Genomic DNA, 12,514 nt, shown 5'->3' on the forward strand with positions numbered 1-12,514 from the left:
GCGCGCACCCATCGTCCGCGGCCTCTCCCCGGCGCGCGTCACGGCCGTCCTGCCCTACGCCGCCGAGCGCGCCGCCGCTCTCGTGGACACGTTCGCCAAGGACGGGCACGTCGAGCTGATGTCGGCGTACGCCCGCCGGCTCCCCGGCGAGGTGATCGGGAGAATCGTCGGCCTCGACCCCGACGACATACCTGGAGTCGTCCACGGCGGCCACCGCGCCGAGGAGCTGCTGTTCCGTCCCCTGGAGGAGGACGAGCAGGTCGCCGCGGCCCAGGACGTCGTCGCGATGCAGCACACCCTCGACCGGGCCGTGCGGGAGCGGTACGACCAACCCCGCGAGGACCTCTGTTCGGAGCTGATCGCCTCCGTCGCCGAGGGGCCGCTGACTCTGGAGCACCGGCACCAACTCGTCGCCGACTTGCAGAACTTGCTGATCGCCGGACACCTCACCACCACCGCGCTCATCGGTACGACCGTCCTGCATCTGCTGCGCCACCCGCGCCAGTGGGAGCTGCTGTGCGCCGAACCCGATCGCATCCCCGCGGCGATCGAGGAGGCGGCCCGCTACGACACCGCACTGCAGGGCTTCCGCAGGATCACCACCCGGCCGGTCGTCCTCGCCGGCACCGAACTCCCCGCCGGGGCAACGCTGTTCGTCGCCTTCGGCGCGGCCAACCGGGACGAGCGGCGCCACCCGCGCGCCGACACCTTCGACATCACCCGCACCCCGGCCGCCCGCCACCTCGCCTTCGGCCTCGGCGTGCACGGCTGCCCGGGCTCCCAACTCGCCCGGGAGCAACTCCGCCTCACGCTGGAGGAGTTGACCCGACGCCTGCCCGGTCTGCGGCTCGCGGCGGACCGTCCGGTCACCATGCGGCCCACGATGATCCACCGCTCCCCCTACGCCCTGCACCTGACCTGGTGAAGAGAGCGGGCCCGGGTGGCTCAGGGCCGGTACACCTTCCCCGGCTCCGCCTTCCCGGGCGCCAGCAGCTGCGGCACGGTCACGAACACGTACCCGCGCTCCTTCAGCGCGTCGATGATGCCGGGGACGGCGGGCACGGTGCCCTGGTACAGGTCGTGCAGCAGGATGATCCCGTCCCGGGTGGCCTGGGCGAGGACGCGCTTGGTGATGAGGGCGGAGTCGGTGGTCGCGTAGTCCTTGGCGGTCACGCTCCACAGCACCTCCGAGAGGCCCAGCTGACGGCAGATCTTGTGCACGGTGTCGTCGGTGCGGCCCTGCGGCGGACGCATCAGCGTCGGCTTCTTGCCGGTGATCCGCTCTATCGCGTCGTCCGTGCGTTCCAGTTCGCCGCGTATCTGCGCGGGCGTTATCCGGGTCAGGATCTTGTGGTCCCAGGTGTGGCTGGCCACCTCGTGCCCCTCGGCGGCCATGCGCTTGACCAGCTCCGGGTACTTCGCGATGTGCCCCTTGCCGAGCAGGAAGAAGGTCGCCGGGACCTGCTTCTCCTTCAGGATGTCGAGCAGCCGCGCCGAGTTCTCGCTCGGCCCGGCGTCGAAGGTCAGCGCGATGCACTTCGCCTCACGGCAGTCGACCGTCCCGAAACGGGCCTGCGCGGTCGCCGACACGGCATGTGCCCGGGCGGCGGCGGGCGCGGTCGTGTCGAGCTTGGTGCACCCGCTCGACGCAAGGGCCAGCGAGGCGACCGCCACAAACATGCCGACGGCACGCAACCCGGCCCGGGTTCTTTTCCTCTTCTTCTGCAGAGACCTCAGAGATGGCATGTCCAGACTATACATACCGAGTATATACGGTGTGTATAGTTGATCGAGGATGCTCAGGGAGGGCGACCCCGTCCCCGCGTCAGCGGGTCTCGGCCCCCAGCTCCCGCCCGAGGCGCAGGTTCCATCTCCCGGACTGTCCGCTGAGGTCGGTCGCGGTCAGCGGGGGCACGTCGAGCCGCCAGAAGGCCGGCCCGGGCGCGCCGAGGATCGCGACAGCCAGGGCTCGGACGAGCTCCTGTTCCACGACCGCGAGGGTCCTGCCCTCGAACGTCGCCGCGGCCTCCAGCCACCCGGCCGCCCGCTCGCACAGCGCCCGCACCGACTCGCCGCCGTGGGGCACCGCGTCCGGGTCCGACAGCCAGGACAACACCGCGTCCGGCTCCCGCGCCAGCACCTCGTCGAGCGTCAGGCCCCGCCAGCGGCCCATGTCGAGACCCGCCAACTCCGGCTCCGGCACGGCCGCGAGGCCGAGCGCGGACGCCGTCTCCCGGCAGCGCACGGTGGGGGAGACCAGCACCCGGTCGGCCGCCCCGAGCGAACCGGCGGCGGACTCGGCGCGGGCCCTGCCGCTCGGGTCGAGCGGGCTGCCGTCGTCGAACCGGGCCTCCCGCAGGGACCGGTTCAACGCCGGTGAGATCAGGGTGATGCGGCTGGTCACTCGGTCGCTCCAGTTCTCCGGTCGGGCTGTACGGACATCGTCCCCCTGTGCCGCAGGGTGGGGGCGGCCGGGAGGATGTTCCCCCGGCCGCCCCCACCTTCGGGTCAGGAACCGGCCAGTTCCTCACGGACCGTACGGGCCGCGGCGACCAGGTTCTCCAGCGACGCGCGGGTCTCGGGCCAGCCGCGGGTCTTCAGACCGCAGTCCGGATTGACCCACAGCCGCTCCGGCGGAATGGCCTCAAGTCCCTTGCGCAGCAAGGCCGCGGCCTCGTCCGGGCTCGGGACGCGCGGCGAGTGGATGTCGTACACGCCGGGTCCCGCCTCACGCGGATAACCGTGCCCGGCCAGCTCACGGGCCACCTGCATGTGCGAGCGGGCGGCCTCCAGGCTGATGACGTCCGCGTCGAGATCGTCGATGGCCTGCACGATGTCGCCGAACTCGGCGTAGCACATGTGGGTGTGGATCTGAGTGTCCGGCCGGACACCGGCAGTGGTGAGGCGGAACGCCTCCGTCGCCCAGCCGAGATACGCCTCCCGGTCCGCCGCGCGCAGCGGAAGCGTCTCGCGCAGCGCCGGTTCGTCGACCTGGATGACCGAAGTCCCCGCCGCCTCAAGGTCGTTGACCTCGTCGCGCAGGGCGAGGGCGACCTGCCGGGCGGTGTCGCCGAGCGGCTGGTCGTCGCGGACGAAGGACCAGGCGAGCATGGTGACGGGCCCGGTGAGCATGCCCTTGACCGGCCGTGAGGTGAGGGACTGGGCGTACGTCGTCCAGCGGACCGTCATCGGCTCGGGGCGGGAGATGTCGCCGGCCAGGATCGGTGGCCGGACGTAACGGGTGCCGTAGGACTGGACCCAGCCGTGCTGCGTGGCGAGGTAGCCCGTCAGCTGCTCGGCGAAGTACTGGACCATGTCGTTGCGTTCGGGCTCGCCGTGCACCAGGACGTCGAGGCCGGTCTTCTCCTGGAAGGAGATCACCTCGCCGATCTCCGCCCTGATGCGCTCCTCGTACCCGGCCGTGCCGATCCGGTTCGCCCTCAAGTCCGCGCGGGCGGTGCGCAGTTCGGCGGTCTGCGGGAACGAGCCGATCGTGGTGGCCGGCAGCAGCGGCAGACCGAGACGCGCCCGCTGGGCGGTGGTCCGCTCGCCGTACGGCTGCGAGCGCCGGGCGTCGGCCTCTGTGACGGCGGCGGTACGGGCCCGTACGGCGGGGTCCCGGGTGATCGGGGAGCCCGCGCGGGAGGCCAGGTCGGCCCGGTTCGCGGCCAGTTGGGCGGAGATCGTGCCGGTGCCCCGGGCCAGGCCCTCGGCGAGGGTGACGATCTCGCGCGTCTTCTGCCTCGCGAACGCGAGCCAGCGCAGGATCTGCGGTTCGATGTCCCGTTCGGCGGCGGCATCGAGCGGGACGTGCAGCAGCGAGCAGGAGGCGGCCACGTCGACCCGGTCGGCAAGACCGAGCAACGTGCCCAGTGTGGCAAGGGACTTGGTGAGATCGTTGACCCAGATGTTGCGGCCGTCGACCACCCCGGCGATCAGCCGCTTGCCGGGCAGCCCGCCCACCGCGGCCAGGGCGTCCAGGTTGGCGGCGGCGGCCTCGGTGAAGTCGAGCGCCAGCCCCTCCACCGGAGCCTTCGCCAGCACCGGCAGCGCGTCGCCGAGCCGGTCGAAGTACGAGGCGACCAGCAACTTCGGCCGGTCCGTGAGCGCGCCGAGGTCACGGTAGGCGCGCTCGGCGGCGTTCAGCTCGGCCGGGGTCCGGTCCTGGACGAGCGCGGGCTCGTCGAGCTGCGCCCACTCCGCGCCCGCCGCCCGCAGATCGGCGAGGACCTCGGCGTACACCGGCAGCAGCCGGTCCAGCAGCGTCAGCGGATCGAAGTCCGCGGCAACTCCGGGCGCGGGCTTGGCGAGCAGCAGATAGGTGACCGGGCCGACGAGCACCGGCCGGGCGGTGAGGCCCAGGGCGAGGGCCTCCTTCAACTCCGCGACCTGCTTGGTGGAGTCGGTGGTGAACGCGGTGTCCGGGCCCAACTCGGGCACCAGATAGTGGTAGTTGGTGTCGAACCACTTCGTCATCTCCAGCGGCGCCACGTCCTGCGTGCCGCGCGCCATCGCGAAGTACCCGTCCAGCGCGTCGAGTTCGACGGCGGCGCGGTGGCGGGCGGGGATCGCGCCGACCATGACACTGGTGTCCAGGACATGGTCGTAGTACGAGAAGTCGCCGGTCGGCACTTCGTGGATGCCGGCCTCGGCCAGTTGCCGCCAGTTGGCGCGGCGCAGTTCGGCCGCGGTGGCCCGGAGGGCGTCGGCGTCGACGCGGCCCTTCCAGTAGCCCTCGACGGCCTTCTTCAGTTCCCGGCCCTGGCCCTGACGGGGGTAGCCGTACACGGTGGCCCGTGCTGCCGCGGCTGCGGACTTCGCTGTCACGGAACTCTCCTTCGCGAGATGACTCCCTGAGATCCCGGGACGGGACGAGAGCGCGAAGGAACGTCAGACCGGAGTTCGTACCTGCCGGTATGTACGCCGACCCGCCCACGAGGTCACCGGGATTCCGCGCACGAATGCTTCGCGTGCGGGCAGTTGGCAGGTCTTCGGACTCGCGGGCACGGCCTCCGTTCGACCGGAGGACACCTACTGGCCGTCGCTTCCCAGGTCCTGTTGTCGGACCCAGTGCGTATGACGGCGGTCGTTCCTGCTCACCGCTGCGGGGCAGTCCCGGAATTTCACCGGGTTCCCTCTTGCGACGCGTCCGTCTGGCTGACGGGGCGAACCAGCTGCGTGGGTCAGCGTAGCGGGTAGGTCGAGTTTTGGCTTTCGGCCGGTGGGGGCTGGTCGCGCCCCGCGGCGGAGCCGCATATCGATACAGCCCCGCGCCCCTGGGGTAGCTAGCTGGGCCCGGTTTTAAAGGCTCGGAGGATTTCCTCTGCCGCCAGCGTTGCTGTCAACTCGCCCTCACGTACCTGGCGTTCGAGGACCGGCGCCAGCGCACGTACCGTCGGATCCGAGTGCAGCCGCCCAAGCAACTCGTCGCGGACCATCGTCCACGTCCAATCCACCTGCTGCTCACGGCGTTTGGCGGCCAGGCGGCCCGTGGAGTCCAGGAGTGAGCGGTGTTGTTCCAGGCGTTCCCAGACTGTGTCCAGGCCGGTGTTCTCCCGGGCGCTGCAGCTCAGGACCGGCGGGGTCCAGGCGGCGTCGGCGGGATGCATCAGGCGCAGTGCGCCCGCCAACTCCCTTGCCGCGCCCCGCGCGTCCCGCTCGTGCGGGCCGTCCGCCTTGTTGACGGCGATGACGTCCGCCAGCTCCAGGACGCCCTTCTTGATGCCCTGTAGCTGGTCGCCCGTGCGGGCCAGGGTCAACAACAGGAAGGAGTCGACCATGTTGGCCACGGCGGTCTCGGACTGGCCCACGCCGACCGTCTCGACGAGTACGACGTCGTAGCCCGCCGCCTCCATGACCACGATCGACTCCCGGGTCGCCTTCGCGACGCCGCCGAGAGTGCCGGCGGTGGGAGAGGGGCGGACAAAGGCCGCCGGGTCCACGGCCAGGCGTTCCATGCGGGTCTTGTCGCCGAGGATCGAGCCGCCGGTCCGGGTGGAGGACGGGTCGACGGCGAGCACCGCGACCCGGAAGCCGAGCGAGGTCAGCAGTGTGCCGAACGCGTCGATGAACGTCGACTTGCCCACGCCCGGGACACCGCTGACGCCGATCCGCCGCGCCTTTCCACTGTGCGGCAGCAGTTCGGTCAGCAACTCCTGGGCCATGGCCCGGTGTTGGGGTTTCGTCGACTCGACGAGCGTGATGGCGCGGGCCACCAGTGCCCGCTTGCCGTCGAGTACGCCCTTCACATAGGTGTCGACATCGATCACGAGGTGTGCCCGAGGTCGGTGGCCAGCCGCTCGACCAGGTCGTAGGCCGCGTCCGGGATCACCGTCCCGGGCGGGAACACGGCCGCCGCGCCCATCTCCAGGAGCGTCGGTACGTCCTGCGGCGGGATGACTCCGCCGACCACGATCATGATGTCCTCGCGGCCCTCCTCGGCGAGGGACTCCTTCAGCGCCGGTACGAGCGTGAGGTGCCCTGCCGCCAGCGAGGAGACCCCGACGACGTGCACGTCTGCCTCGACGGCCTGGCGGGCCACCTCGCCGGGGGTCTGGAAGAGGGGGCCGACGTCGACGTCGAAGCCGAGGTCGGCGAAGGCGGTGGCGATGACCTTCTGGCCGCGGTCGTGGCCGTCCTGGCCCATCTTGGCGACCAGGATGCGCGGGCGGCGGCCCTCGGCCTCCTCGAACTCGGCCACCAGGGTGCGGGTGCGCTCGACGGACGGGGACTCGCCGGCTTCGGTGCGGTACACACCGGAGATCGTACGGATCTGGCTCGCGTGCCGCCCGTACACCTTCTCCAGCGCGTCGGAGATCTCGCCGACCGTGGCCTTCGCGCGGGCCGCGTTCACCGCCAGCTCCAGCAGGTTGCCCTCACCACCCGCTGCGCGGGTCAGCGCGTCCAGCGAGTCCTGAGTGGCCTGTTCGTCGCGCTCGGCGCGCAACCGCCGTAGTTTCTCGATCTGTTGGGTGCGTACCGAGGAGTTGTCGACCTTGAGGACGTCGATCTGCTCGTCGGTCTCCACGCGGTACTTGTTGACGCCGATGACCGGCTGGCGCCCGGAGTCGATGCGGGCCTGGGTGCGGGCCGCGGCCTCCTCGATGCGCAGCTTGGGGATGCCCGCGTCGATGGCCTTGGCCATACCCCCTGCGGCCTCGACCTCCTCGATGTGCTGCCAGGCGCGGCGTGCGAGGTCGTAGGTGAGCTTCTCGATGTACGCGCTGCCGCCCCACGGGTCGATGACCCGGGTGGTGCCGGACTCCTGCTGGATGAGGAGTTGGGTGTTGCGGGCGATGCGCGCCGAGAAGTCGGTGGGCAGTGCGAGGGCCTCGTCCAGGGCGTTGGTGTGCAGCGACTGGGTGTGGCCCTGCGTCGCGGCCATCGCCTCGACGCACGTCCGCGTGACGTTGTTGAAGACGTCCTGCGCGGTCAGCGACCAGCCCGAGGTCTGTGAATGGGTGCGCAGGGAGAGGGACTTGGCGTTCTGCGGGTCGAACTGTTTCACCAGCTTGGCCCACAGCAGGCGGGCCGCCCGCAGCTTCGCGATCTCCATGAAGAAGTTCATGCCGATCGCCCAGAAGAAGGAGAGCCGGGGCGCGAACGCGTCCACGTCCATCCCCGCGGCCCGGCCCGCCCGGATGTACTCCACCCCGTCCGCGAGGGTGTACGCCAGCTCCAAGTCGGCCGTCGCGCCCGCCTCTTGGATGTGGTACCCGGAGATGGAGATCGAGTTGTAGCGGGGCATCCGCTGAGAGGTGTAGGCGAAGATGTCGGAGATGATCCGCATCGACGGCTTCGGCGGATAGATGTAGGTGTTGCGGACCATGAACTCCTTGAGGATGTCGTTCTGGATGGTCCCGGCCAACTTCTCGGGCGGTACGCCCTGTTCCTCCGCCGCCACGATGTAGAGGGCGAGTACGGGCAGTACGGCGCCGTTCATCGTCATCGACACGGTCATCTTGTCGAGGGGGATGCCGTCGAAGAGCTGCCGCATGTCGTAGATCGAGTCGATCGCCACGCCCGCCATGCCGACGTCACCGGTGACGCGAGGGTGGTCGCTGTCGTAACCCCGGTGCGTGGGCAGGTCGAAGGCGACCGACAGGCCCTTCTGACCGGCCGCCAGGTTGCGCCGGTAGAAGGCGTTGGACTCCTCGGCCGTGGAGAAGCCCGCGTACTGGCGGATCGTCCAGGGCTGGTTGACGTACATCGTCGGGTACGGGCCGCGCAGATACGGCGCGATGCCGGGGTAGGTGGCCAGGAAGTCCAGGCCCTCCAGGTCCTGCCCGGTGTACAGCGGTTTGACCGCGATGCCCTCCGGGGTCTCCCAGAGGAGGTCGTCGCCGCCCGCCGCCTTCTTGACGGCGTCGCGCCATTCGTCGGCACCGGCTTCGGCGGCCGGGGCCCCCAGCTCGATCCCGGAGAAGTCGGGGATGCGCCCCATCGCTGCCATCAGGACACTCCCATGCGGTCGAGGGTGGCGGACAGTACGGCTACGGCGTCACAGCCCGCGAAGACGTAGGCGTCGACACCGGGGTACTGCCCGGGACGGCCCGCGAGGAACACGTGCCCGGCACCGGCCGACCTCAACTCCCCGGCGACCGAAGCCGCTTGCTCCTCGTACAGGGCGTCGCTGGAGCACAGACAGGCCTCGGTGGCACCGCTGTCCGCGAACTCGCCCCCGGTGACGGGCTCGATGCCGCCCGCCTGGAACAGGTTCGAGGCGAAGGTGAGGCGCGCGGTGTGCGCGGCGGCCGGGCCGAGGGCGGCCAGGAAGATGCGCGGACGGGAGCCGGTCGCCGCGAGGTGGGCGTCGGAGCGGGCGCGCAGTTCCTCGTAGGCCTCGTCGCGGCGCACGCGCGGCAGGCCGCCGGACGGGGCGACGGGGGTAGGGGCGCGTTCCGGGAGGCGTTCGGCGAGGTTCGGGAACTCGCTTACGCCGGTGATGGGTTCGCGGCGCTTGGCGAGCTTCAAGCTGCGCGCCGCCCAGGTGGTGGCGAGGTCCTCGCGGAGGCGGCCGGAGCGCAACGCGGCTGCCTGGCCGCCCTGTTGCTCGATGTGCTGGAAGAACTCCCAGCCCGCGTGGGCGAGTTCGTCCGTGAGGCGCTCCACGTACCAGGAGCCGCCCGCCGGGTCGATCACCCGGGACAGATGCGACTCCTCGACCAGGATCGTCGAGGTGTTGCGGGCGATCCGGCGCGCGAACGCGTCCGGCAGGCCCAGCGCGTGGTCGAAGGGCAGCACGGTGACGGACTCGGCGCCGCCCACCCCGGCGGCCAGCGTCGCGACCGTCGTGCGCAGCATGTTCACCCACGGGTCACGGCGGGACATCATCACCGGCGAGGTCACCGCGTGCTGCACCTGCCCGCCAGGAGCCCCGCAGACCTCGGCCACTCGGGCCCAGAGCCTGCGCGCCGCGCGCAACTTGGCGATCGTGAGGAACTGGTCGGCGGTCGCCGCGTACCTGAACTCCAGCTGGCCTACGGCCTGTTCGACGGTGAGCCCCGCCTCGGTCAGTTCGCGCAGATAGGCGACACCGGTGGCCAGCGAGGCGCCCAACTCCTGCGCCGCCGAGCCGCCGGCCTCGTGGTACGGCAGCGCGTCCACGGTCAGCGCGCGCAGCCCCGGGTACTCCTCGGCGCACCGCCGGGCGAGTGCGGCGACCGGTGCGAAGTCGAAGGCCTCGTCCCCGGTGCGGGCCGCGAAGCCCAGCGGGTCGGCGCCCAGGTTGCCCCGGGCGGCCTCACGCGCGATGCCCCGCTCCTCGTACAGCCGTAGCAACTCGGCCGCGGCGGAAGCGACTTCGGGGCCCGGGTCGAGGACGACGGGCGCCAGGTCGAGATAGACGCCGTCGAGGACCTGGCCGAGGGACGCGACCGGGATGCCCTGCTCGCCCACGGTCAGCCACAGCGAGGTGACGCCGTTCTCCAGGTCGCCGAGGACCGCGGAGTTGTCGGCGGTCGTGTGCCGCTGCCGTACGTCCCAGCCGCCGAGGGTGTTGCCCTCGGCTCGGCCGCCCCGTACGAAGGGGGCGAAACCGGGGAGACCGGGCGCGGGCGCGGAGTCGTCCGCGGTGTACAGGGGACGGGCACGGAGCCCGTCCTCCAGGGGGGTGGACAGGGCGTCTTCCGCTGCCGTACCCGAGGCTTCCTTGCCCGACTTGCGCAGTACGCCTTCCACCAGGCGTTGCCACTGCTCATGGGTCGCGTCAGGGAACTCGGCGGCCAGCGAGAGCCCGTCGTCAGGCAGGACCGTCATGCTCGGATGCTAGGGCAAACGTGCAGGTGAGCAGCAGAGGACGCGGCTGTGACCTTGGCCTCCCCTGGCGGTCTAGACCACTGCGGTGGAGTCTCGGGAGACGTGGGCGCGTCCTTCGCGTCCCGTGCGGCGGGCGCCGGTCACACTGGCCCCGATCGGAACCCACTCCCTGTATCGCGAGGTCACCCATGGCGTTCGGTCTGGCCCGCCGCGAACTGCGGCCCAGAGTTCCGCTGCGGCCGGGGGAGGGCGACCGCAGCCACCTCACCAGCCTCGAAGGCCTGGCCGCGCTCTCCCTCGACGCGCTCAGCTCGGTGGCCTACGGGCCCGAGGCGATCGTGCTCGTACTGATCACCGCCGGCACGAGCGCGCTGAACGCCACCCTGCCGGTCACACTCGTCATCGCCGGGCTGCTGGCGGTGCTCGTCGTGTCGTACGGGCAGGTCATCGCGGTTCACCCGGACGGCGGGGGCGCCTACGCGGTGGCGAAGAAGGACCTGGGGCCCCGGACGAGTTACCTCGCGGCGGCCAGTCTCGTCGTGGACTACGTGCTGACGGTGGCGGTCAGCCTGGCGGCCGGCGCGGCGAGCCTCGCCTCCGCCTTCCCCTCCCTCGGTTCGCATCTGCTGGAGCTCTGTCTCGTCGGGCTCGCGCTGCTCACCGCCGTCAACCTGCGGGGCGTCGCCGAGAGCGCACGCGTACTGATGCTGCCCACCGCGCTGTTCGTCGTCGGCATCCTCGGCATCGTCGTCCTCGGCCTGGCCCGCTCCCATCCCGCGGCGGTCGTCGGCACCGCCCAACCCGCCCACACCACCGAGGCGTTGGGCATCCTGCTGCTCCTCAAGGCCTTCTCCTCCGGCTGCTCCGCGCTGACCGGGGTGGAGGCCATCGCCAACGGCGTCCCCGCCTTCCGCACACCACGCGTACGGCGGGCCCAGCGCACCGAACTGATGCTGGGCGCACTGCTCGGCCTGATGCTGATCGGGCTCGCGGTGCTGATCCGGCGCGACCACGTGGCCCCGCGCGGCGGCGTGACCGTCCTCGCGCAGCTCACCGCGGGCGCCTACGGCACGGGTTGGCCGTACTACGCCACGAACCTGATCGTCACCCTCGCGCTCGCCCTCGCCGCGAACACCAGCTTCGGCGGGCTGCCCGTCCTGATGAGCCTGCTCGCCAAGGACCACCGGCTGCCGCACCTGTTCGGGCTGCGCACCGAACGCCCGGTCTACCGCTGGGGAGTTGTGGCCCTCGCCCTCCTCGCGGCGCTCCTCCTGACCGCCGTGGACGCCGACACGCACCGTATGCTCCCGCTCTTCGCGATCGGTGTGTTCGTCGGCTTCACGATCAGTCAGATCGGGCTCGTACGGCACTGGGCGCGGGAGCGTCCGCCGGGCTGGCTCCGCCGCGCGCTGCTCAACGGCGTCGGCGCGCTGCTGACCTGCGTGGCCGGAGTCGTGCTGCTGGCGAGCAAGTTCACCGAAGGGGCCTGGGTGGTGGTCGTAGCCATCCCGCTGCTGATGCTGCTGTTCGCCCGGATCCAGCGCTATTACACGGAGGTTGCCCGGGAGGTCGGGCTCGGCGAGGTGCCGCCGCCGCTGCGCCGGGTCACCGACTCGCTCGTCATCGTGCCGGTGGGCCAGGTCAGCAGGGTCACCCAGCGCGCGCTGACCGCGGCTCGCGCCCTCGGCCACGAGGTCGTCGCGGTCGCCGTGCACGGAGACCCCGCCAACGCCCGCGCGCTGCGGGAGAGTTGGGACCGTTGGGAGCCGGGCGTGCCACTGGACGTCATCGACAGTCCGCAGCGCTCGCTGGTGCAGCCGATCGTCGACTATGTACGGCGGGCGGCGGAGAGCGGCCGGCAGATCGTCGTGCTCATCCCGGAAGTGGAGCCCCGCCACCGCCGCTACCAGATCCTGCAGAACCAGCGCGGGCTGTTGCTGGCGGCGGCGCTGCGGGCCCGTACTGATGTCGTCGTGTGCGTGGTGCCGTACAGGTTGAGCCTTTGACGGTGATCGACCGGTGAGTGACTACAGCCCGACGTCCCGGCGGTTCATGTCCTCCAGCGACTCGCGGCGGACCAGGACGCGTGCGATGCCGTCGGCCACCGCGACGACCGGCGGCCGGCCGACCAGGTTGTAACCGGACGCCATGGACAGGTGATAGGCGCCGGCCGCCGGTACGGCGAGGAGGTCGCCGGGGCGTACGTCGCCGGGCAGCGCCACCTCGTCCGCGAGGACGTCGCCCGCCTCGCAGTGCC

8 protein-coding genes, 1 pseudogene and 1 riboswitch are annotated in these 12,514 nt (G+C 71.3%); of the genes and pseudogenes, 2 read left to right on the forward strand and 7 right to left on the reverse strand.

Going from position 1 to position 12,514, the window contains the following annotated elements; genetic code table 11:
• Nucleotides 1–925: cytochrome P450 (locus R6V09_RS31750; protein ID WP_317884905.1), on the forward strand; the 925-nt coding region annotated here is incomplete at its 5' end.
• A gap of 20 nt (nucleotides 926–945) precedes the next feature.
• On the opposite strand, the gene R6V09_RS31755 is transcribed toward R6V09_RS31750, so the two are convergent.
• The 6 genes from R6V09_RS31755 to R6V09_RS31780 all read right to left on the reverse strand — a co-directional run bounded on the left by R6V09_RS31755 (nucleotide 946) and on the right by R6V09_RS31780 (nucleotide 10,257).
• A complete protein-coding gene (locus R6V09_RS31755; RefSeq protein WP_317884911.1) occupies nucleotides 946–1,680 on the reverse strand; it encodes a polysaccharide deacetylase family protein in 735 nt (244 codons plus the stop codon).
• A 145-nt stretch (nucleotides 1,681–1,825) separates the two neighbouring features.
• Nucleotides 1,826–2,404 (reverse strand): histidine phosphatase family protein, encoded by a 579-nt coding sequence (locus R6V09_RS31760; protein ID WP_317884906.1) that lies wholly within the window; start codon nucleotides 2,402–2,404, stop codon nucleotides 1,826–1,828.
• Between the two features lie 104 nt (nucleotides 2,405–2,508).
• Nucleotides 2,509–4,827, reverse strand: coding sequence for a 5-methyltetrahydropteroyltriglutamate--homocysteine S-methyltransferase (metE, locus tag R6V09_RS31765; RefSeq protein ID WP_317884907.1), 2,319 nt, complete (start codon nucleotides 4,825–4,827; stop codon nucleotides 2,509–2,511).
• 138 nt (nucleotides 4,828–4,965) lie between these two features.
• Nucleotides 4,966–5,190: riboswitch (cobalamin riboswitch) on the reverse strand.
• Nucleotides 5,191–5,285: 95 nt separating this feature from the next.
• Nucleotides 5,286–6,269 (reverse strand): methylmalonyl Co-A mutase-associated GTPase MeaB, encoded by a 984-nt coding sequence (gene meaB / locus R6V09_RS31770; protein WP_317884908.1) that lies wholly within the window; start codon nucleotides 6,267–6,269, stop codon nucleotides 5,286–5,288.
• Nucleotides 6,266–8,452, reverse strand: a complete 2,187-nt coding sequence (gene scpA, locus R6V09_RS31775; RefSeq protein WP_442810192.1) for a methylmalonyl-CoA mutase — start codon at nucleotides 8,450–8,452, stop codon at nucleotides 6,266–6,268. The genes meaB and scpA overlap by 4 nt, the downstream gene beginning before the upstream one ends.
• Entirely contained in the window at nucleotides 8,452–10,257 is a 1,806-nt protein-coding gene (locus tag R6V09_RS31780; RefSeq protein WP_317884909.1) for a methylmalonyl-CoA mutase subunit beta, read from the reverse strand. The genes scpA and R6V09_RS31780 overlap by 1 nt, the downstream gene beginning before the upstream one ends.
• A gap of 188 nt (nucleotides 10,258–10,445) precedes the next feature.
• On the opposite strand from R6V09_RS31780, the gene R6V09_RS31785 reads away from it, so the two are divergent.
• Nucleotides 10,446–12,263: an APC family permease gene (locus R6V09_RS31785; RefSeq protein WP_317884910.1), complete on the forward strand. Its 1,818-nt coding sequence runs from the start codon at nucleotides 10,446–10,448 to the stop codon at nucleotides 12,261–12,263.
• 21 nt (nucleotides 12,264–12,284) lie between these two features.
• On the opposite strand, the pseudogene R6V09_RS31790 reads toward R6V09_RS31785, so the two are convergent.
• Nucleotides 12,285–12,514: pseudogene (locus tag R6V09_RS31790) on the reverse strand (diaminopimelate decarboxylase); the annotation flags it as partial.

The organism is Streptomyces sp. W16 (assembly GCF_033194735.1).
GTDB lineage: Bacteria > Actinomycetota > Actinomycetes > Streptomycetales > Streptomycetaceae > Streptomyces.